This is a genomic window from Rubneribacter sp. (assembly GCF_965361815.1).
On the sequence record NZ_CBDTNW010000120.1, the window covers coordinates 80,011 to 102,370 of the forward strand.

The 22,360-nt window shown below is 66.5% G+C and carries 13 protein-coding genes and 1 tRNA gene; 13 read left to right on the plus strand and 1 reads right to left on the minus strand.

What is annotated here, in order from left to right; all coding sequences use genetic code 11:
• Positions 1–81 precede the first annotated feature (81 nt).
• The 9 genes from ACWKY3_RS08825 to purE all read left to right on the plus strand — a co-directional run bounded on the left by ACWKY3_RS08825 (position 82) and on the right by purE (position 16,674).
• Positions 82–1,356, plus strand: coding sequence for a metallophosphoesterase family protein (locus tag ACWKY3_RS08825; RefSeq protein ID WP_449316048.1), 1,275 nt, complete (start codon positions 82–84; stop codon positions 1,354–1,356).
• Entirely contained in the window at positions 1,353–3,524 is a 2,172-nt protein-coding gene (locus ACWKY3_RS08830; protein WP_449316049.1) for an ATP-binding protein, read from the plus strand. Before ACWKY3_RS08825 ends, ACWKY3_RS08830 begins: the two co-directional genes overlap by 4 nt.
• A 765-nt stretch (positions 3,525–4,289) precedes the next feature.
• The gene (locus ACWKY3_RS08835; RefSeq protein WP_449316050.1) at positions 4,290–5,594 is read left to right on the plus strand and encodes an adenylosuccinate synthase; all 1,305 of its coding nucleotides are present in this window, start codon (positions 4,290–4,292) and stop codon (positions 5,592–5,594) included.
• Positions 5,595–5,834: 240 nt separating this feature from the next.
• On the plus strand, positions 5,835–7,127 hold the full coding sequence (purD, locus tag ACWKY3_RS08840; RefSeq protein ID WP_449316051.1) for a phosphoribosylamine--glycine ligase: 1,293 nt from the start codon (positions 5,835–5,837) through the stop codon (positions 7,125–7,127).
• Entirely contained in the window at positions 7,127–8,608 is a 1,482-nt protein-coding gene (locus tag ACWKY3_RS08845; protein WP_449316052.1) for a radical SAM protein, read from the plus strand. Before purD ends, ACWKY3_RS08845 begins: the two co-directional genes overlap by 1 nt.
• 427 nt (positions 8,609–9,035) lie before the next feature.
• Entirely contained in the window at positions 9,036–14,624 is a 5,589-nt protein-coding gene (locus ACWKY3_RS08850; RefSeq protein WP_449316053.1) for a YDG domain-containing protein, read from the plus strand.
• Positions 14,625–15,701: 1,077 nt separating this feature from the next.
• Positions 15,702–15,893 carry a hypothetical protein gene (locus ACWKY3_RS08855; protein ID WP_449316054.1) on the plus strand — a complete coding sequence of 64 codons (192 nt, stop codon included), beginning with the start codon at positions 15,702–15,704 and terminating at the stop codon, positions 15,891–15,893.
• A gap of 168 nt (positions 15,894–16,061) precedes the next feature.
• Positions 16,062–16,137, plus strand: a tRNA-Phe gene (locus tag ACWKY3_RS08860).
• Positions 16,138–16,203: 66 nt separating this feature from the next.
• Positions 16,204–16,674: a 5-(carboxyamino)imidazole ribonucleotide mutase gene (gene purE / locus ACWKY3_RS08865; protein WP_449316055.1), complete on the plus strand. Its 471-nt coding sequence runs from the start codon at positions 16,204–16,206 to the stop codon at positions 16,672–16,674.
• A 95-nt stretch (positions 16,675–16,769) separates the two neighbouring features.
• On the opposite strand, the gene ACWKY3_RS08870 is transcribed toward purE, so the two are convergent.
• Complete coding sequence (locus ACWKY3_RS08870) at positions 16,770–17,069, minus strand: TFIIB-type zinc ribbon-containing protein (protein WP_449316056.1); 300 nt, start codon at positions 17,067–17,069, stop codon at positions 16,770–16,772.
• A gap of 486 nt (positions 17,070–17,555) precedes the next feature.
• Here ACWKY3_RS08870 and ACWKY3_RS08875 point away from each other — a divergent pair, with 486 nt between their 5' ends.
• From ACWKY3_RS08875 to ACWKY3_RS08890, 4 genes are all read left to right on the plus strand, one after another.
• Positions 17,556–19,577 carry a thiamine pyrophosphate-dependent enzyme gene (locus ACWKY3_RS08875; RefSeq protein ID WP_449316057.1) on the plus strand — a complete coding sequence of 674 codons (2,022 nt, stop codon included), beginning with the start codon at positions 17,556–17,558 and terminating at the stop codon, positions 19,575–19,577.
• Positions 19,570–20,163 carry an indolepyruvate oxidoreductase subunit beta gene (locus tag ACWKY3_RS08880; RefSeq protein ID WP_449316058.1) on the plus strand — a complete coding sequence of 198 codons (594 nt, stop codon included), beginning with the start codon at positions 19,570–19,572 and terminating at the stop codon, positions 20,161–20,163. The genes ACWKY3_RS08875 and ACWKY3_RS08880 overlap by 8 nt, the downstream gene beginning before the upstream one ends.
• A gap of 11 nt (positions 20,164–20,174) precedes the next feature.
• Positions 20,175–20,495: a hypothetical protein gene (locus tag ACWKY3_RS08885; RefSeq protein ID WP_449316059.1), complete on the plus strand. Its 321-nt coding sequence runs from the start codon at positions 20,175–20,177 to the stop codon at positions 20,493–20,495.
• Positions 20,496–20,747: 252 nt separating this feature from the next.
• Positions 20,748–21,989, plus strand: coding sequence for a phenylacetate--CoA ligase family protein (locus ACWKY3_RS08890; RefSeq protein ID WP_449316060.1), 1,242 nt, complete (start codon positions 20,748–20,750; stop codon positions 21,987–21,989).
• The last annotated feature ends 371 nt before the right edge of the window (positions 21,990–22,360 follow it).

A 22,360-nucleotide genomic window follows, 5' to 3' on the forward strand; every position in this document is an offset into this window, starting at 1 on the left:
GTCGAAGATTCTTCCGCAGGCGGCGTCTTGCGATCCTTGGCACGGCCCCATTCGCGCTACACTGCACCTATGCCTGAACACGTGACATTCATCCACGCCGCCGACCTGCACCTGGGCGCGCCCTTCCGGGGCCTGCGCGCGCTTTCGGACGCCTGGGCGGCGCGCCTGCTCTCCGCGCTGGCGGAGGCGTACGACCGCGTCATCGACGCGGCCATCGCGCGCGATGCGGACTTCGTGGTGATGGCGGGGGACGTGTTCGACACCGCGCGCCCCTCCTACGGCGACTACCGGCGCTTCTTCGAGGGCCTGCGCCGCTTGGAGGAGGCCGGCATCACCGTTTACCTGGTGACGGGCAACCATGATCCGTACACCTCGTGGCAGCACGACTTCTTCTCGCTTCCCGCAAACGCCGTCATGCTGCCGGGTGACAGGCCCGGTTTCGCGCTGCACGAGCGCGACGGCGAGCCGCTGTGCCTGATAGGAGGCCGGGGCTACTACAACCAAACCTGGCCCGCCGACGAGTGCATAGCCGAAGGGGTCACGCGCGAGGCGGCCGTGGCCGCGCTTTCCGCCGAGCATCCGCGCGCCGCGCAAGCGCCGTTTTCCGTGGGCGTGCTGCACACCGGGCTGCATCTGGACGACTTGAAGGCCCCGGTGGAGCCTGCGAAGCTTCTGTCCGCGGGCATGGACTACTGGGCGCTGGGGCACGTGCACGTGCGCTACGCGTACCCCTCCTTCGACGATCCGAAGCTCGTGTTCTCCGGCTGCATCCAAGGCCGCGACATCAAGGAGACGGGCGAGCGGGGCGTCTACTGCGTCACACTTGAGAAGGGCCGTCCCAACAGGATAGAGCCCGTGCCCACGGCCAGCGTGGTGTGGCAGCGTTTGGACGTGGACGTTGAGGACTGCCCGAACCTGCCGGCCGTCACCGACAAGATCATGCGCGAGCTGTTCCGCGAAAACGGCAAGGCCCACTGCGAGGAGATGGTTTCGCGCATCACGCTGCGGGGCGCCACGCCGCTGCATGCGGTTCTGGAGCGTCCCGACGTGCTGGCCGATTTGCGCAAGCACCTGAACGATTCGTATCCGCTGTTTTTCTGCGATGCGTTGGTGGACGGGACCACAGATGCGCGCGACAAGGAGGCCCTGCGCAGGGAAGGGCTGTTCCCGGCTGTGTTTTTGCAGGCGGCCGCCGCGCAGCGAAGCGACCCCGACCAGGCGGTGGCGTTTCTGCAGGACGAGTTTCTGGCAAAGAACATCCAGCTGCCCGGGTCATGCGTCCGGTCGGTGGCCCAGCTGGCCGCGGAGGCGGAGGATCTGGTCCTTGATCTGCTCGCCCAAGGGGACGAACGATGACGCGGCCGTATTTGGAGCATATCAAGATAACGGCGTTCGGGGCGCTTTCGAACAAGGCCGTCGGTCCGTTCGCTTCGGGCCTCAACGTGGTGATTGGGCGCAACGAGGCGGGCAAGACCACGGTGGCTTCGTTTGTGGGCGGCGTGCTGTTCGGGTGGGAAGAGGCCCGGGGCGTGCGCAACACCTACAAGCCGGAGAACGCCGAGCGGTCGGGCTCGCTGTTCTTCTCGCTGCCGGACGGCGAGGCGGAGCTGTCGCGTACGCGCAACGCCGACGGCCTGCAGGGGGACGCCTCTTTGGTGGCCGACCTGGACCGCGAGACGTTCAAGACCATGTTCTCCCTCACCAGCGACGAGCTGCGCACCCTGCGCAACACCACCGACGTGACGGCGAAGCTGCTCACGGCCGGGTCGGGCACCGGCGCCTCGCCCGCCCATGCGCGCGCCTTGGTGCAGGAGCGCCTGGCCGAGTACACCTCGCGCGCGTCGGGCGTCGGGCACTCCCTGACGAACCTGGCCGCGCGCCGCGACCGCCTGCTCGCCGAGCTTTCCGCGGCCTCCGACCGCGCCGAGCGCCTCAAGCGCGAGGACAAGGAGTTTCGCGATCTGGCGCCCCAGCGCGACGAGCTGCTGGCGCGTCTGGACGCCCTCAACTCGGAAATAGAGGCCCTGACCGCCCATCGGGCGAACGCGGAGAAGCTGGACGCCGAGCTGGAGGCGCTGGAGGAGAGGATAGCCGCGCTGCGCGACGAGGAGGAGGACCTGCGCGCCCAGCGCCGCCTTCGCGAGGACGCGGCGCTTTCCCAGCTAATCCGCCTGGAGGCTTCGGAGGAGCGCGCCTTGCGCGACCGTTTGGAGGCGCTGGCTGTGGACGAGGCGAAGTGCGATCACGCGGTCGATCTGGCCCAGGACAACTTCTCCTCGTCGAAGGCGGCTTACGAGGCTTTGCTCGAAACGGCGGACGACCCCTCGATGCAGGGCGTGCTGCGCCGCCAGAGAAGCGTGCAGGTGGCGCTTTCCGTCGCGCTGCCGCTCATCTTCCTGTTCTCGGGTGTGCCCTTGTTCATGCATGGGCGCGAGATCAACAGCCTGTCGTTCACGGTGGGCGGCGTCGGGCTGGTGGTCATCGCCGTCATCGTGGCCTTGGCGGCGCTCGTCATGCTGTTTCGGCCCGACAAGAAGGCCGACGAGGAGGAGGCCCGCCTGCGCGATGCCCAGTGGGTGATGCTGCAGGACAAGAAGAAACTGGAGGCATGCCGGGAGAGCCGGGAGGCGTTTCGCGCGCGGATGCGCGACGAGCTTGACGCGTCGGGGCTGCGGGAGGCGCAGGGGTCGTTCCGCCGCGCCCGAACCTTGTTGGACGAGGCGAAGGACGCCCGCGCCGAGGCGGGGCTGTACCGTCAGCGCCGCCAAGCCCTCGTTTCAAGGCGCAGCTCTCTGGAGGAGAGCCTTGCGCTGGCGAAACGCCAGCGCAGGCGCCTGTTCGACCAAGCCGGCGTGTCTGCGGAGCGGACCGTGGAAGCGTTGGACGCCATCCTTTCGCAAAAGTCCAAGCAGCGTTCGGCGCTCATGGAGACGAGCGAGCGCTTGAACCGCCGCTACGGCGAGCTCAAGCAGCTGCTGTCCCGCGCCGAGGAGGAACGCGAGTTCGACGAGATCAAGCTGGAATGCGAGCAGGTGCGCACGCGCATGGAGGAGAGCGCCTGCGACTACGCCCGCCTGCTTCTGGCGCGCCGCATGCTGGAGGCCGCCATCGCCGCTTGGGAGAGCAAGAGCCAGCCCGAGGTGTACCGCCAGGCTAGCCGCCTGTTGGCGCTCATGACCGACGGCCGCTGGACGAAGGTGTCCTTGGCGGTGGACGGTCGCCTGCAAGTGACGGACGCGGTCAAAACCGTGCGCGATCCCGTGCACCTGTCGCTGGGCACCTGCCAGCAGCTGTACCTGGCGCTGCGCATCGCCCTGCTCATATGCGCGGACAACGTGGGCCGCGCCATCCCCATCTTGGCCGACGACATCCTGGTGAACTTCGACGCGCAGCGCCGTGCCGGAGCGGCCGAGGCGCTGGCCGAGCTGGCCCGGCATCGCCAGGTGATCCTGTTCACCTGCCACGAAGAGGTTGTCGAAGCCCTGCGCGCCGCCGACCCAACGCTCAACGAGGTGGAACTGTGAGGAGGGTTTGAGCCTGCCGGTCGCGTGCGCCCGCCGGCTGCGCCCGGGATGTTGCACGTGAAACACCCCGGGCGGCGGGGAGGGGGCGAGTCCAGGTTTTGGGCGGCAAGCGCCCCTCCATGCGAGATACATCGCGAAAAACGCCCAAGTTCTCGAGTTATGAGTCACAAGTTCCCCGATTATGAGTCTTTCTCGGGGCCTCTCCCGGGTCCCCGTCGCAACCCGCCTCGCTCGCGCATCTGAAATCCCAGGTCAAGAATTGAAATCGTTGCAGTCATCGAAATGCCGGCCGAAAGGAAAACTCATAACTCGGCAACTGGGGACTCATAACTCGGGAACTTGTCCAAAAACGGCCGATCATCTTGCATGGAGGCCCCGCCACTGCCCCCGGATGCCGCTATCGGCTCGCCTCCCTCGCTGCCGGCCTCGGATGCCGCCCTCCCCGGCACCCCCCCATGCCGCCGTCCGCCTGCCGCCCACCTCCCCCGATGTCGTCACCCGCTCGCCGCCCTTTCCGGCATCCCGTCCGCCCCTCGCGCCCCAGGATGTTTCACGTAAAACATCCTGTCTTCCGACGAGGGCTTCATGGGCGAGCATGCCGAACAATCCAAAACGTTGCGATCCAGCGCCTTGTCCGCGCGAATTTGAAGCCTTCGCACATCGTTGGAATCTCGCATGGAAGCTCAGGACTCCTGTACTATACTGTGAAAGGTTGCGGGGCGGCCGATCTGCGCGCCCCATCAGGCGACGAAAGGACGCACATACATGCCGAGCACAGTTCTGGTTGGCGCCCAATGGGGGGACGAAGGCAAAGGCAAGATCACCGACCTGATAGCGAGCGACTACGACTACGTGGTGCGCTACCAGGGCGGCAACAACGCCGGCCACACGGTCATCCACGGCACCAAGAAGCTGGCGCTTCACCTCATGCCCTCCGGCGTTATGTACGAGAACGCGGTGCCCGTGATAGGCAACGGCGTGGTCATTGACCCCGGCGTGCTCATCAAGGAGATGGCCATGTTGGAGGCCGAGGGCATCTCGTGCAAGAACCTCAAGATCAGCTGCGACGCGCACATCATCATGCCCTATCACAAGGACTTCGACGGCGCGGACGAGAAGCGCCTCGGCGACAACAAGATAGGCACCACCAAGCGCGGCATCGGCCCGTGCTATCAGGACAAGGCCGCGCGCAAGGGCATCCGCGTGCAGGATCTGCTGGACGAGAAGATCTTCCGCTTGAAGCTGGAGACGGCGCTCGCGCAGAAAAACCCTGTTTTGGAGAAGATCTACGGCCTGCACACCTACACGGTGGAGGAGATCTGCGAGGAGTACCTGCCCTACGCGCGCATTCTCAAGCCCTACATGGCCGAGACGGCGCAGCTGCTCAACGACGCCGTGCGCCAGGGCAAGTCGATTCTTTTCGAGGGCGCGCAGGGCACGCTGCTCGACATCGACCACGGCACCTACCCCTACGTCACGTCCTCGTCGTGCTGCGCGGGCGGCGCGGCCACGGGATCGGGCGTGGGCCCCACGGCCATCGACCGCGTGCTGGGCATCCAGAAAGCCTACATCACGCGCGTGGGCGGCGGCCCCTTCCCCACTGAGCAGCGCTTTGCCGAAGACGGCGGCGAAGGCGAGGAGGCCGAGGTGGGCGAGCTTCTGTGCCAAGTGGGCCACGAGTTCGGCGTGACCACGGGGCGCAAGCGCCGCTGCGGCTGGTTCGACGCCGTCATCGCGCGCTACGCGGCCGAGGTGAACGGCCTCACCGACGTGGCGCTGACCAAGCTGGACGTGCTCTCGGCGTTCGACACCATCAAGGTGTGCACGGCCTACGAGTGCGACGGCAAGGTGTACGACTACTTCCCCATGCAGCAAAGCGTGTTGTTCCACGCCAAGCCTGTGTACGAGGAGCTTCCCGGCTGGAAGGGCGTGGACATCACCGGCTGCCGCACCTTCGAGGAGCTGCCGGAGAACGCGCAGCGCTACGTGGAGTACCTGGAGCGCACGGTGGGCGTGCCCGTGAGCATCATCGCCGTGGGGCCCGACCGCGATCAGACCATCATGCGGTAAGAAGCCCCGCCGTTTCGCCGAACGGCGAAACGGGTTGCTGCCGCGAAGCGCCAAAGCGCCCGATCTCGCGGCAAGGCGGGGCCTGCGCGCTGAGGCGTGCGTCGCCTCGCCCTCCCCGCGACCTTGGGCACCTTGGCGCTTTTCGCTGACGCTGCGGGCGGCCAGCGGGACCAACGCACGACGAACGCGCGCCGTCTCACGTGAGATGGCGCGAGGCAAGTGGGTTTGAAAGGACCTGGAATGAACATCTTGGTATTGGGCGGCGGCGGCCGCGAGCACGCCATAGCATGGGCGCTGGCGAAATCGCCCCGGTGCGAAGAGCTTTTCGTCGCACCGGGCAACGCGGGCACGGACCGGCTGGCGAAGAACGTGCCCGGGCTGAACCCGGAGGACGGGCAGGCCGTGCTCGGGTTCGTGCGCGACCACGCCGTGGGGCTGGTGGTCGTGGGCCCCGAGGCGCCGTTGGTGGCGGGCGTGGCGGACGTGCTGCGCGAGGCCGGCGTCCCCGTGTTCGGCCCCGACGCGCAGGGTGCCCAGCTGGAGGGCAGCAAGACGTTCAGCAAGCAGTTCATGGAGCGCAACGGCATTCCCACGGCGCGCTACCGCAGTTTCTCCGAGCTGGAGCCGGCCCTTGCCTACGTGCGCGAGCTGGGCGCTCCCGTTGTGGTGAAGGCCGACGGCCTGGCTGCGGGCAAGGGCGTGGTGGTGGCCGACGAGCTGGAGGACGCCGAGGACGCCGTGCGGTCCTGCTTCGAGGGCGCGTTTGGCGCGTCGGGCTCCACGGTGGTCATCGAGGAGTGCCTGACGGGCCCCGAGTGCTCGCTGCTCGCCTTCGTGAGCGACGGCAAGGCCCGCTGCATGGCCACGGCCCAGGACCACAAGCGCGCCTTCGACGGCGATCGCGGGCCGAACACGGGCGGCATGGGGGCGTACTCCCCGGTGCCCATCGTGACGTCCGACGAGTTGGCCGCCATGCATGCCATCATGGAGCGCGCCGCTAAGGCCACGGCTCGCGAGTTCGAGCACGATTATCGCGGCGTTTTGTACGGCGGGTTCATGCTGACGCCTGCCGGTCCCCAGATCATCGAGTTCAACGCGCGTTTCGGAGATCCCGAGACGCAGGTGGTGCTGCCGCGTTTGGAAAGCGATCTGGCCGAGGTGATGCTGGCCGTGGCGCAGGGGCGTCCTGCGGATGTTGACCTGCGCTGGTCGGAGCAGTGGGCCGTGTGCGTGGTGCTGGCGAGCGAGGGCTACCCGGGCTCTTACGAGAAGGGCAAGGTCATCCTGGGCGTTGACGAGGCCGAGGCCGTAGAGGGCGTGACGGTGTTCCATGCCGGCACGGCGCTCAACCGCGACGGCGAGCTGGTGACCGCCGGCGGGCGCGTGCTCAACGTGGTGGCGCTGGGGGATTCGTTCGAAGAGGCCCGCGAGAAGGCGTACGAGGCGTGCGACCTCATCAACTTCGAGGGCAAGCAGCACCGTTTGGACATTGGCAAGCGCGCCATCGCCGGTCGGGAAGAGCAGGGCGCCTGATGCTTTCCGAACGCCTGCTCACAACCGTCGTCCGCCAGTGCACGAACCGCTATCTGAAGCTTCGGCCCACCGAGGAGGCGCGCGTTCCCGCGCCCGTGCCGGGTCAGCGCTACATGCTGTACATGCACGTGCCGTTCTGCGAGCGGCTGTGCCCGTACTGCAGTTTCAACCGTTTCCCGTTCTCGGAGGAGCGCGCGCGGCCCTACTTCGAAAACATGCGCCGTGAGATGATGATGCTCAAAGAGTTGGGCTACGATTTCGAGAGCCTGTACGTGGGCGGCGGCACGCCCACCATCATGCTCGACGAGCTGTGCGACACCATTGATCTGGCGCGCGAGACGTTCTCCATCAGGGAGGTGTCGAGCGAGACGAACCCGAACCACCTGACGCGTCCGTATTTGGAGAAGCTGAAAGGGCGTGTGCAGCGCCTTTCCGTGGGCGTGCAGAGTTTCGACGACGGGCTGCTCAAGCAGATGGACCGCTATGACAAGTACGGCTGCGGGCAGGAGATCCTGGAGCGCATCCAGGAGGCCAGCCCGTATTTCGTCTCCATGAACGCGGACATGATCTTCAACTTCCCCGCGCAAACCGAGGACATCCTCATCAGCGACATCGAGCGCGTGGTGGAAAGCGGCGCCAGCCAAACCACGTTCTACCCGCTCATGGCGTCGCCGAGCGTGGCGCGCTCGCTGGCGCGCACCGTGGGCAAGGTGGATTACGCGCGCGAGCAGCGTTTCTACCAGATCATCGACGAGCTTCTGGCCGGCGGCGACGCTCCGCTGTTCGAGCACGGCTCGGCGTGGACGTTCAACCGCCTGTCGGTTCCGTCGGCTTGCCAGCCGACGGAACGGGCCGACGCTGCGGCTTCCCCCAGCACCCCGCCTCGCGGCGATGATGGAGGCGCACGTACCGAAGTACGCTACGCCTCCGCCATCCCCACGATGCGGGACACTGGGGAAACCCTCGCTGACGTTGGTGGACCTGTGGAAGCCCCGCGTGCGATGATCGACGAGTACGTGGTGGACTACGAGGAGTACCCGGCCATCGGGTCGGGCGGCATCACGTATTTGGGCGAGAGCCTGTACGTGAACACGTTCTCGGTGAAGGACTACAACGCGGCCATCGAGTCCGGCCGCATGTCGCTCATGGGCAAGACGACGTTCAGCAAGCGCGACCGCATGCGCTACCGCTTCATGATGCAGCTGTTCGGGCTGCGGCTTGACAAGCGCGCGTGGGAGCGCGACTTCGGGTGCACGGTGGAGGCCGGGCTGCCCGTGGAGATGGCGTTCATGAAGGCGGCGGGCGCGTTCGACCGCGACACGCATGACGAGCTGACGCTCACGCCGCGCGGCCGCTACCTCATGGTGGTGATGATGCGCCAGTTCTTCATCGGCGTGAACAACCTGCGCGACCAGGCGCGCGCCGCCCTCACCGGCGAGGAGCGCGAGCTGATCTTCGGCGACGGCTGCGCAAGAGAGTAGCGCTTTACGCCGCTCCGCGTCCGATCCGCGCGCTTCGCCCCCGGATGTTTCACGTGAAACATCCGGGGGGCTTCAACTTGGTTTCCGGAAGCGGCCTTGAGGTCGGGTCGGTCCGCTCCGGGGCGCATTCGGAGCAGGCCGCGGGTCCGCCCGCCCTCCGCGCCCGCCCTCACCGTGCATGCATGTTGCTCTCCGCGTTCGCCTCCCCGTGCATTCACGCCGCGTTTTCCGCCGCCCGCCCCCCGCCCCGCGCCCGCTGCGCTTCCCGCTTCGCGCCCCCCTTGCCCCCATCGAATTCGGCGGACGATGGGCCGTCCCTCCCTTTACCTTCGTGCGGAACCTCAGGTAAGATCGTAAAGATTATTTAATAGAGTGTCGGTAACATTTAAGGGCCGACCGGAAAACGATCGACAAGGACGGAACGCGCATGCGCACATCAGGTTTTCGCGTACTGAAGAAAGACGGTTCGAAACGGCTTCTCCACGCGCCGAAGCGCATCGCGTCGGCGGCGTTGGCGGTGGTCCTGGCGGCCTCCGTGGCCCCGGTTGTCTCCGCCGCCCCGGCGCTTGCCGCCGACGGCGGGTCGGCCGTGCGGGACCTTGCCTCCTACGACGCGCAGCTCAAGCAGAAAGCTCTGGACTCGTGGCTTTCGGACATCGCGTCCGGCGCGCTGTCCGAGCAAGACGAGCTGACGCTGCTCCAGCGCGCGCTCACGAAAGCCGCCACCCAAGGCACGCTTTCCACCTGGGCGGGAGCCTCCGACGAGAACGCGGCGTTTCTGGAGTGGTTCATGGGCAACGCCGACGCGCTGCGCTACTACGTGACCGGCGGCAACCCCGTGAACAACAACTATTCCAAGTCCTTGGACATCTTCCGTACGCTGCACGCCGCTTACAACGCCGATTTGACCGGCACCGACGCGGACGTGTACCTGCGCATGATGGTGACGCTGTCGCTCACCCACACCGCCAACGTGAAGTACTGGACGGGCAACAGCGACGCCTCCGACCCGGTGAAGCGCTACCTCATCTACAAAACGTTCCGCGAAAACGCCGACGAGTACCTGTTCCACACCAACATCTTCGACGAGCTGGAGATCGAGGAGATGCGCTGGGTGATGGACTCCAACATAGACGACAACCAGATTCCCTGGCTGAGCAATTACGCGCGCACCAAAAACCCCAACAACCAGAAGAACCGCGAGGACGCCTACTCCTACATCGCCTACACCTCCAACTGGACAAGCAATAACGGCTACAACAACGCCTCCTACTACAACGCCGCCAACTACGACGGAAGGGTCGTCAGCCCGGCGAACTCGAACAAGGTGTACGAGAACGGCTACAACGGCCGGTACCTCATCGAGTACGAGGACGACAACTTCCCCAATTCGAAGGGAGAGGAGTGGAACGTCGATTACGGCACGTCCGGCCGCCACAAGGCGTGGATGGTGTTCGACAAGGGCGGCGTGTGCGGATCGCTCGCCAAAACCTACGCCAACCTCAACGCCACTTTCGGCACTCCGTCCTCCGTCATCGGGCAGCCGGGCCATGCCGCCGCGCTGAAATACGGCCTCATGCAGGACGTGCGCACGGGAAAGCAGGAAGGCTCGTGGTCGCTGCAAAACGACATTTCCGGATGGCAGGGCAGCGAAAAGGGAGAGCGGCTTCTGTGCGGCTGGGGCCAGAAAAGCAAGACCACGATAGACGGCAAATACAACGTCTCCTACGTCCCCTATGCGCAGGAGGCCCTCAACGACTTCGACGGCTACGTGAAGGCGTACGAGATGAGGCTGCTCGCCGACACGTTCACCGACCTGGTCGATCGCGAGAAGATCTACGATCGGGCGATTGACGCGCAGGACATCAACTACGACACGTGGGAGAAGGCCATCGCCCTGCACGCCGAAAAGGGCGCAAGCCCCCAGGAGTGGATCGAGCTGGCCACGCGGCTCTCAGAAGCGCTCACCTACTTCCCGCTGCCCATGCACGACCTGATGAAGTCCATCGTCAACGGCAAGCTGACCGGCGACGCCGCCAGCGCCGTGGGCGCCGTCGATTCGCTGCGGATTGGCGCGCTGACCAAGGCCACGTCCGCCACCAGCAACAATGTGCTGCAGCCCACCATTTGCAAGAACATGGCGAACAAGCTGCTGCAACGCGCCGACGCCACGGTTGCCACGTTCTCGTTCTCGGGCGCCAACGCCAACAAGATAGTGCTCGGCTCCCAGTACGAAGGCTCCGACGTGGCCTGGTCGTACAGCTTGGACGGCGGCAGCACGTTCACGGACGTGTTCGAGCATTCGGTGCTGCTGACCGACGAGCAGGTCTTTGGCATCACGGCGGAAAACGACATCAAGGTGCGGTTCGTCGGCGGCGCCTCGGTGTTCACCATCGACATAACCACCTCCTCTGCGCCTTCGTCGCTGTCCGCGCATGACTCCGCCAACGTGATAGCCGGCTCCAACAAAGGCTCTTACGAATACCGCATGGCGGACGGCGACGCTTGGAAGCCGCTTGACGAGACGGTGCGTTTCGAAGGCGCCGCGACGGTGCAGGTGCGCACGGCCGCGACCGGCACCAAGCTGCCCTCGCCCGCCGCAAGCTTCTCGTTCACGAGCAATCCCGAGCTGGAAGCGCGCTACGTCCCCTATGCGCAGATGACGGCGACGGGAGCCTCCACCGAGGCCACCGCCCACAGCGGCCACAAGGAAAACGCCGTGGACGGCAACAAAACAACAGCCTGGCACACCACCTGGAATGCCAACGACCACAACAAGTGGATCACCGTCGATCTGGGCCGCGAGCGGCACCTGAACCGCATGGATTTCACGCCGCGCCAGGTGACCTCGAAAAACGGCCTGCCTCTGAAAATGACGCTGTCCGTCAGCTCGGACGGCTCGAACTGGCGGGAAGTGAAGACGTGGACCTTCACCGAGGCGGAATGGGGCGGCGGCAGCGCCGTGCGTCCGACGAAGGCGCTTGAGTTTAACACCGTGCAAGCGCGTTACGTGAAGCTGCAGGAGAGGACCTCAAGGACCGGGGCCGACTACTTCGCCGCAGCGGTGCTCGACTTCTACGAAGACGAAACCCGCCCGGTCATCGACTACCGCGAGGAAACGATGACGTTCGATGCGAGCTTTGCAGGCGCGACGGTGACGTGGGTTGACGCCGACGGCCAAGATTTGGGTTTGGAGGAGGTTTCGCTGACCGCCGACTCTTTGGAAGCGCCCTTGACGGCTGCGCTGGACAAGGCGCTTGAGCAGGGGGCCGTGCTTGAGGCCAAGGTGAGCCGCAACGGCGCCGACGATGCGACGTTCGAAGTGGGTGCGCGACCGGCGGCCCCGGCCGCTTCCTCGACGTTTTCGGAGGCGGACGGCGCCATCACCACCGCCTTTTCGCTGTCCGCCGCATCCGAAGGGGCCTCTTACGAGTACCGCGCCGAAGGCGGCTCGTGGCAGGACCTGCCCGCCTCGTCGCTTGCCGGCGTCGAAGCCGGCGCGTACGAGGTGCGCGTGAAGGCCGCGAACCCCAACGAAGGCGCCGGGTACGCGATGTTCGCGTCGCCGACGACGACGCTGACGGCTTTGAAGGTGGAGAAGCAGGATCGCACGGCGCCGTACGGCTACACCGCCGAGCAGGCGACCATGACCCTTTCGCTTGAGAACGTTGCCGACACCCCCGCAACCATCTCGGGCATCACCGCCGGAAACCCCTCGAACTTCTCCTACGTTTCCTGCGCGGTGCCCGAAGGCGCCTCCCAGCCGACCAATCCGGCCAACTCGAACAGCCTTGCGTGGTCCGGCGGGCTGACGCTGCAGAAAGGGCAGAAGGTTGTCGCAACCTGGGCGGCCAAAACCGGCAAGGGAGTGGGTGCCGGCGGTTCGAACGGGGCCTTCGTGCTTGCCCCCAGCGTCAGCTTCACGGCTGGCGGCGTGTCGGGGTCCGGCACGGTGAGCCTGTACTTCCGCGTGGCGAAGGCCGATCAGGCCGCTCCGGCCGCCCCTGCGGTGGCAAGCACGACAAGCACCTCGGTCGTGCTCGCCAAGCCGGCGGGCGCGGAAGGCAAAACCGTGCAGTACCGCGTGAACGGAGGGGAGTGGCAGGACTCGCCCACGTTCTCCGGATTGATCCCCGGCGCCACGTACGTCTTCGAGGCGCGCTACGCCGGCAACGGAAACTACAACGACTCGCCCGCTTCGGAGCAGGTGACCGTCAAGCTTGAGAAGCTGGCGTTCGTCGTTCGGCAGGCTCCTGCGGCTTCGGGGCCAATCGTGTACGGGGACGAGCTTGCGTCTGCGCGGCTTGAAGGCGGAGCGGTCGCAAACGACCAGGGCCAGCCTGTGGACGGCGTTTGGGTATGGGAGGACGCGCAGGCGGTTCCCGGCGTTGGGGAGGCGGCGCATCGCGCGGTGTTCCAGGCGGAAGGTTTGGACGCCGCTTCCTACGAAGCCGTATCCGCAGACGTGACCGTGAGCGTTGAGCCGAAGGCTCTGAGGGCGACGGTTGACGAAAAGGATTCCACGGCATCCAAGCCCTACGACGGCACGGCGGACTTCACGCAGGTGAGGCTTGTTCTGGAGGGCGTCCTCCCGGGCGAGGCGGTGCGCGCGACGGCCGATGGCGCGGCTGCCGACGCCGAAGCGGGCGCGGGCAAGCCGTTCTTCGCCGCGTCGGCCGCTTTGCTGGGCGCGGATGCGGGCAACTACGCTTTGGACGCCTCGGACGTGTCCGGTTCGGTGTCCATCGTCCCCGCGCCCGCCGTCTCGGTTGACCTCGGGTTCGCCATCGACGGGTCCTCCCAGGGGGAAGGTCCGGACGGCAACGTCGCCACAGCGGTTTACGGCGAGTCGGTGACGTTTTCCGTATCGCCCGCGCTCGCGTCGGCCCACGCGCGCGGCGCAGTGGCGAACGAAGCCCCTGTGGCAATGTTTTACCTGGGCCATCCCGACAACGGCGGCGTGTTGCTGGGGTCGCAGGCCGAAGGCGTCTCGGAAGGCTCGCGCGTGGATTTCGTGCTGGACACTTCCAAGGGGTCCGAAGCGGGCAAGCTTTTGAAGGTGGGGGCGAACGAGGTGTACGTGCGCGTGACGGGGCTGCCCAACTTCGAGGACGCCGTTGACCATGCGACCCTCGTTTTGAAGGAGGCTCCCCTGACGGCTGCGGTGATGGGCGATGCGGCGAAGGCGTACGACGGCACGACCGGCGTCCCCGCTGATGCGACGCTTAGCCTGCTGCTTGCCGGCGTGAAGGGCTCCGACGAGGTTTCCGCGACGGCCGATTGGTCTTTCGCCGATGCGAACGCGGCCACGAAGACGGTGCGTGCGACCAACATCAGGCTGGCGGGCGCCGATGCCGAGTACTACGCGCTGGGCGCGTCTGTCCAAGCGGGCATCGAGGGGCAGGTTGCCTCGGGCATTTTCAAGGCGCCCCAGCATTTGGACGCCGGTGCGGTGTCGAGCGCGCCCGAGACGACGGCGGGCGGCAACGACGGCTCCCTTCGCGGTTTGCCGGCAGGCTCTGAGTACCGTTTGGAGGGCGCGGCGGAATGGACGCCCGTTCCCGCAGGCGGCGTGCTGGAAGGGTTGGCGCCCGGCCGCTACGAGGTGCGCCTGGCCGGCGATGGCAACCACGAGCCGTCCGCTTCGTCGTTCTACACCGTGGAAGCCTACCGCGAGGAGCCGGCCGGGCCGTCCGAGGGAGGGCCTTCCGTTGGCGGCGGCTCGGGCGAGGGCGCGCCGGGCGGCGGAGCCGATGGCAGCCAGGGCGATGGTTGGGGTTCGGATTCGCAGACGCCGCCCTCGTCGCAGGGGCCGGCCGACGGCGGTGCGAACGGCAGCTCGGGTCCTGCTGCCGATTCCGCTGCTGATGGGGCGGCAGGTTCCGGCGAGAAGCCGGCGGGTCCGCTTGCCTCGACGGGGGACGCTCCCGTGGCGGCGGCCGTCTTTGCGCTTGCGGGCGTTGCCGCGCTGGCGGTTGCCCGGTCGCGCCGGCGCCTGCGGGTTGATGCGGACTGACGGCGCGGCCGCGCGTTCCGCGCCGAGGCTGCCCCCGGCCCGTCGCGCCGGGGACGTCGCGCAGGCCGGGGGCGTCGCGCGCTGACGTCGCGCGTGCCCGACCCTGCGGCGCGCTGATGTCGCGTGCCCGACCCTGCGGCACGCTGATGTCGCGTGCCCGACCCTGCGGCACGCGGCCCCCCGCCGAGCTGGTCACAAACCGCGCCCTGTGGCACGCGCGGGGCCGGTTTTCCGCCCTCCGGCCCCTCCGCGTCTGGAGAAACCCCAGGTCGCCGGAATCGCGCGGCCCGTTGGCGCGCCGAATCGGCCCTCCGGCGTGCCACAGGGCGCGGTTTGTGACCAGCTCACGGAAGCGCCCCCGTTGAACCGGGATCGGCGCGGGCCGGCCCGCCGCGCAGGACCCTCCCCGCCTGACGGGTAGGGTTTTGCCCGGCGAACCGGCCTGGTCTATGTCAACGCTGGTTTAACAGGGAGTGAGGCATCCGCTGGCGAGAAATCACCGAAATCGGAAAAGCTCGGCAGCGGAAATCCTTCTTTTTCCAGTAAAACACCAGGTCGGCAATTCGGCAACGGGACTAGAGGGGGCATATGGGCCGTCGGATCTTCCGACTTCGGTGATTTCTCGCCATCGGGAAGGGTTTCCGCTGTTAAACCACCGTTGACGCGAACCGGCGTTTGCCGAATCTCGGGCCGGGCCTTCCCCGGGCGGGCGCTGGGCAAGGCCCTCCCCGCCTGACGGGTAGGGTTTTGCCCGGCGAACCGGCCTGGCCTATGTCAGTCTTGGTTTACCAGAGAGGAAGGGTTTCCCTCTGTTAAACCAGGATTGACACGGACCCGTTTTGACCAATCCTCAGGCCGGGCTTCCCCTGATCAGACGCTTCGGAAAGCCCTTCCCGCCCGATGGGCAGCCGACGGACGGGGCTTTCCGAAGCCCCTCCCAGGGAAAACGGCTCTGACCATATTGCTGCGGAAAAGGGAAGCGCGAAGGATCACGCAGGAGGAACGACAAGCGGTGCGTTGACTGGCCGCGGGACGATTCTCGAGGCCGACCCGTACGCCCTGCAAGCGCTTGCCTTGATGCGCGATTCAGGGGAGGAGGGCGAGCAAGAAGTGCTTTTCGACTTCTCGGGCCATACCGAGTTCCTTCCCGTGGAACTTGACGAGTGCCGTCCTAGGGATGAAGCGGAGGCCACCTACTTCAAGGTGAAGCGGGCTTCCGGTGGTCTTGCGGGCGAGTCTTTGACGGTTGCGCGCTCGGTTTCCGAGTAGCTCTCCCCGCAGCGCCCTTTCGCAGGCATTTTGCAGCGTCTTTGCTCGCCGCCTCGCCGGCTTGCCCACCCTCATGCCGCTTCTCGGAAGGTTTGGCAAAACTTGTGTTTGACCGCTACGGGAGCGATTGCTATAATACCGTTTCGCGTCCGCAAGGGCGTAGGATATGGTCGGGTAGCTCAGTTGGTAGAGCAGGGGACTGAAAATCCCCGTGCCGGCGGTTCAAGTCCGTCTCCGACCACCATGAGAACCCAAGGCCCGCAGATAGCGGGCCTTTTTGCGATTTGGGAGCACATAGGAAGGAGCGCGAATGTCCAGCGAAGAGAAAAGCCCGGTCGTCGGCATCATCATGGGGTCGGAAAGCGACATGCCCGCCATGGAGCCGTGCATGAAGCAGCTCGACGAGTTCGGCGTGCCGTACGAGGTGAAGGTGGCCAGCGCGCATCGCAAGCCCGCCGAGGTGCACGAGTGGGCAAGCTCTGCGCACGAGCGCGGCATCCGCGTGATCGTGGCGGCGGCGGGCAAGGCGGCTCATCTGGGCGGCGTGGTGGCGGCCTACACGCCCAACCCCGTGATCTGCGTGCCCATGAAGACGAGCGACTTGGGCGGCCTCGACTCGCTATTGTCCATGGTGCAGATGCCCTCCGGCGTGCCGGTGGCCTGCGTGGCCATCAACGGCGCGAAGAACGCCGCCATCCTGGCCGTGCAGATCCTCGGCACCGGCTGCGACGAGGAACGCCAGAAGATCGTCGATTTCAAGCGCGCCATGGCCGAGGCGTAAGGGCGGCGCCGCAAGAGTCGTGGAGCGAAGAGGGGCAGGGCGCCGCGTTCGAGGCGCCCGCCCCTCTTCTTCTCGTTGCAGTGTCGATTGCCGCGTTAGTCGCCGAACTCGAAGAGGTCGCTGAGGAAATCGCCCCGCTTCTTCTTTTTGTAGGGCTTGCGGTAGTCGTGGTCTTCGTAGCGTCTGTCCGAGCGGCGATAGTCATCGTCGTAGCGGCGTTCTTCGCGGTAGGGCGCCGCCGCGGGCATCGGTGCCGCCGAGGCGTTCGAGCGCTCGATGATCTTGTCCAGCTCGCCGCGGTCCAGCCATACGCCGCGGCATTGTGGGCAGTAATCGATCTCGATTCCTTGACGCTCGCTCATAACCAGGTCAACGTTGCAGACAGGGCATTTCATGGGATACCTGCTCTCTTTCGGGTACGTGGAAAATGGTATCGAAGGCGCACGTCGCGGGCGGCGTCGCAAGAAAACCGTTACCTCGATTTGACATTCGCGCCCTTCTCAGATGGCCGGTGCCCGGCGCGGGTGCGTCTTGCGGCGGAGGGCTTCCCTTCGCAAGGCGCCTGATGCGGGCGCGTTCGCGGCGGGCGGCGGCTTTCTTTCGCGGACCCTTTCGCGAGGGCGGCGGACCCCTTCGCAGGATCTCCGGTGCAGATGCGTCCTGGCGGGCGGACCCTCTTCGCAGGACCCCCGGCACGGGCGCGTTTGCGCCGGCGGACAGCTCCTTTTCGCAGGACTCTCAGTGCAGATGCGTTCGCGGCGGGCGGCGGCTCCCTTTCGCAGATGCGTCCTGGCGGGCTTGGGCGCATTTGCTATCATGGCAAAAGGGGTGTTTCACGTGAAACGCCCGCTTGTGCGACCAGAGCGGGGGCGGCGAAGATCATGGCAAAGAAACTGCTGATGGGAAATGAGGCGTTCGCCCATGCGGCGCTTGAGGCGGGCGTGCGCGTGGTGGCGGGGTATCCCGGCACGCCTTCGTCGGAGCTTATCGAAACGGTGGCTCGGTTGCATGCGGCAGGTTCTGCGCGCGGCGTGCACGTGGAGTGGTCCACCAACGAGAAAGCCGCGCTCGAGCTTTTGGCCGGCGCGTCGTACGCGGGTGCGCGCTGCCTGTTCACCTGCAAGCAGGTGGGCCTCAACGTGGCCAGCGATGCGCTCATGAGCTTGAACTACGTGGGCGTGAAAGGCGGCCTCGTGCTGTTCGTGGCCGACGATCCCGGCCCCATCTCGTCGCAGACCGAGCAGGACACGCGCCGGTTCGCCTCCTTCGCAAAGCTGCCCGTGCTCGATCCCTCCACGCCTGACGAGGGATTCGCCATGATGCGCGCCGCGTTCGACCTCTCGGAGCGCTATCGCACGCCCGTCATCGTGCGGCCCACCACGCGCATCAACCACGCCTCGACGTTTTTCGAGGTGGCGGACGTCACCGAGGCTCGTCCGGTGCCGGAAGAGGGCTTCGAGCGCCATCCCAAGTGGGTCATCTTCCCGCGCCGCGCCTTCGAGGCGCATGGCGAGATCAACAAGCGGCTGCCGCAGATCGCGCACGATTTCGCGCATGATTCGACGTTGGCGGCGTTCAACCCGGTGTCGGAAGGGGACGCGCGCGGCGCGGCGGGCGTTGCCCCGCGCTTTGGCATCATGGCGGGCGGCGTGTCGGCGGCGTATGCGCGCGAAGCGCTGCGCATGTTGGAAGAGCGAGCAGCCGCAGTGGGCGTTGAGCTGCCCGCGTACCGCTTCATGCAGGTGGGGACGCCCTACCCGTTCCCGACGAAGGCCGTGGCCTCGTTTGCGGAAGGGCTTGGCGAGGTGCTGGTGCTGGAGGAGCTTGACTGCTTCCTGGAAGACGAGCTGCTTGCGTTTTGCGGCGCGACGCACGGCTCGTTCGCCGTGCGCGGCAAGCTGACCGGCGATGCCCGCGATCGCGGCGAGAACGACGTGGACGATGTCGCCGCCCGCATTGCGGCGTTCTTCGGGCTGGACGAGCTTGCCCTTGCGTGCGCGCCCGCCGCAACCTACGACGCCCCTGCCGACGACCCGCTTCCCGTGCGCCCGCCGGTGCTGTGCGCGGGTTGCCCGCACAGGGGCAGCTTCTATGCCGTCAAGCGCGCGTTGGGCACGACGCCTGCCGTGTTCTGCGGCGACATCGGCTGTTACACGCTGGGCAACGCCAAGCCGCTCGATGCGGTGGACACGTGTCTGTGCATGGGCGCGGGCATCACCATGGCGCAGGGGTTCGCCGTGGCCGAACCGCACAAGAAGGTGCTCGCGTTCGTGGGCGATTCCACGTTCTTCGCAAGCGGCTTGCCCGGCGTCGTGAACGCCGTGTACAACGGCCACGACATCACGGTGTGCGTGCTCGACAACGCCACCACCGCCATGACCGGCTCGCAGCCGCATCCCGGCACCGGCGTTACGCTCATGGGGCCGCGTCGCGCGCCGGTGTCCATCGAGCGCGTGCTGGAGGCTATCGGCGTGGAGGTTATCGTGCATGCGGATCCGCTTGATCTGGAGGGTTCCGTTGCTGCTGCGCGCACGGCCATCGACCACGAGGGGCCGTCGGCCGTGCTGTTCGAAAGCCCCTGCATCCAGCTGGCGAAGCCGGGTGCGCCGGCAGCCGTGGACGCGCAGACGTGCACCGGCTGCAAGAAGTGCATCGCCGAGATAGGCTGCCCCGCCATCGGCTTTAACGCCGACGCGCGCGGGCCGCGCAGCAAGGAGCGCGGCCAGGCGTTCGTGGACGCAAGCCTGTGCACCGGCTGCGGCCTGTGCGTGCAGGTGTGCCCCTTCGACGCGCTCTCTGCTCCGTCGGATGTTGCGGATTCTCTTGCTCGTGTGAGCGGACCTGCAAGGCGCAACGATGTTTCACGTGAAACATCGTCGGCGGAAGGAGGGTCCCATGCGTAACGTGCTGCTGGCGGGTGTGGGCGGGCAGGGCACCGTTCTTGCGGCGAAGGTGCTGGCCCAGGCCGCGCAGGAGAAGGGCTGGCAGGTGCGCACCGCCGAGACTATCGGCATGGCGCAGCGCGGGGGCAACGTGGTGTCGCATGTGCGCATGGGCGATGCGGGCGAGGACGTGCATGCGCCGCTTGTGGCGCGGGGCGCGGCCGACCTCGTGATAGCGTTCGAGCCGGCCGAAGCTGCGCGCGTGCTGCCCTACCTTGCGCTCGACGGCGTGCTCGTCACCGCCACGACGCCCGTCCAGCCGGTGACCGTCGCGCTCTCGGGGCGCCCCTACCGCGCGGACGCCATCGTCGCGCGCTTGGAGGCGCAGCTCGCGGGCACCCCGGCGCGTTTGGTGGCCGTGGACGACGCTGCGCTCGTGGCGCGCGTGGGCAGCCGCAAGGCGCTCAACACGTTGCTGCTGGCCCGCGCGCTGTCCGTCGGCCGCATCCCGCTTGACCTTGACGACCTGCGCCGCGCCATCGAAGCCTGCGTGAAGCCCGCCTACGTCCCCCTCAACCTGGCCGCCATCGACGCCGCAACCGCCTGAGGGAGCCAGCCTTGGAGGGAACCATGCGCATAACGTACGATTCCGCATTGCGCGATTATATGACGCGTAAGAATTTGCCGCACATCGTTGTGGATGCGTGCTTCGCCAAGACGTGCGGGGGCGCCATTGCCGAGCCGGACGTCCAGCTTGCCGACGAGGCCCGAGCCGCCAAGCTGCGTCCGCGAGCGCGCGCCGTGCACGCAGGGGAGATGGGCGACATCCTGGTCATGGCGCGCGAGCTTGAGGTGGATGAGCAGGTTGTCTTCCGTCTCAAGCGTTTTCTTGGGCTAGCGGAAGTGGTCGCCGAAGGCATTCGCGCGTACCGCTTCTGATACCGCTGTCAGAAGCGGTACGCGCGAGGCGCTTTTGGGCCGTTGGCGTTGGAAACCCGGCACTCGGCCTTTGCATTCCCGGCCCCTTCACCTACAATAGGGCGCATGACGAACCTGTTTCACATCTCCGCTTTGCAAGCCGTGCCGTTCGGCTCGGCCGGTCGATGGCTTTAGCTTCAAGACCCGCGCCTGCGGGCTTGAAGCATGCCCATATCCCGCACCTGTTGCCATCGACTTGGAAAGAGGCTCCTCATGCAGCTCACCCCTGAACAGTTCAACCTGATCAAGCAGCAGTTCACCACGCTCAAAGACCGCTCGCCCTTCTATGCGGAGAAGTTCGCGGACATCGATCTTGCCGACGTCCAAACGCAAGAAGACTTCGAGAAGCTGCCGTTTTCCGAGAAGGACGACCTGCGCCGCGCCTACCCGTTGGGCCTGCAGGCCGTGCCCGACGAGGAAGTGGTGCGCATCCACAGCTCCAGCGGCACCACGGGCACGCCGGTCATCATCCCCTACACCCAGCAGGACGTGGTCGACTGGGCCATCCAGTTCGCGCGCTGCTACGAGACGGCGGGCATCACGCGCTCCGACCGCATCCAGATCACGCCCGGCTACGGCCTGTGGACCGCCGGCATAGGCTTTCAGCTGGGCGCCGAGCGCCTGGGCGCCATGGCCATTCCCATGGGTCCCGGCAACACCGAAAAGCAGCTGAAGATGATGCAGGACCTGCGCTCCACCGTGCTGTGCGCCACCAGCTCCTATGCGCTGCTTTTGGCCGAGGAGATAGCTAAGCGCGGCATCCGCGACCAGCTGCGTTTGCGCAAAGGCGTCATCGGCAGCGAGCGCTGGGGCGACAAGATGCGCGCTCGCATAGCCGGCGAGCTGGGCGTGGAGATCTTTGACATCTACGGCCTCACCGAGGTGTACGGCCCGGGCATCGGCATCTCGTGCAGCGAGCACCACGGCATGCACGTGTGGTCCGATTACGTGTACGTTGAGGTGGTGGACCCCAAGACCGGCGATCCGCTGCCCGACGGCGAGGTGGGCGAGCTTGTGCTCACCACGCTGCGCAAGCAGGGTGCGCCGCTCATCCGCTATCGCACGCACGACCTCACGCGCATCATTCCCGGCGACTGCGCCTGCGCGCACGGCGGCACACATCCGCGCATCGACACGCTGACGGGCCGTACCGACGACATGTTCAAGGTGAAGGGCTGCAACCTCTTCCCCGCCCAGGTGGAGGAGGTTATCGCCGCCACCGACGGCACGTCGAGCGAGTACCAGGTGATGATAGAGAACATCAGCGGCAAGGACGTGCTCACCGTGCTGTTCGAGACGCCGCTGGAAGGCGAGGCGAAGGCCCGCGCCGAAGAGGAGCTGGCCCTCATCTTCAAGGCGAAGTGCGGCTGCACCCCCGACGCCAAAGGCGTCCCCATGGGCGAGCTGCCGCGCAGCGAGAAGAAAACCAAGCGCATCTTCGACAGCCGCTACTAGGAAGGCGCCGCAAGCGCGAACGGGGAGCGCGGCCGGCAGGCCCGGGCGCGCTCCCGCGCGGGACCATGCGCGGCCGCGCGCGCATTTTCTGGACGCCGAGGCTGCTTTACTGTGGTAGAGTATGCACATGCATTCCGCGAAAAGGCATACCGTCGTCGATGATCGCTGGCGTTTCCAGCTGGCTCTCGCCGCTGCGTGCCGCGCCCTTGCGCCGCGCTCTGCGGAATGCCTCGCGCCTGCGCTTTCCGCATCGAGCGGCAGCTACCGCGCCGTTTCCTATTATTCCTATCGATACCTGTAGCACATGGGTTTGTCCCGTGGTGCCGCCTCGCGCCGCATGCGCCGACGGCTGCGACGGGCAAGGTCATGTG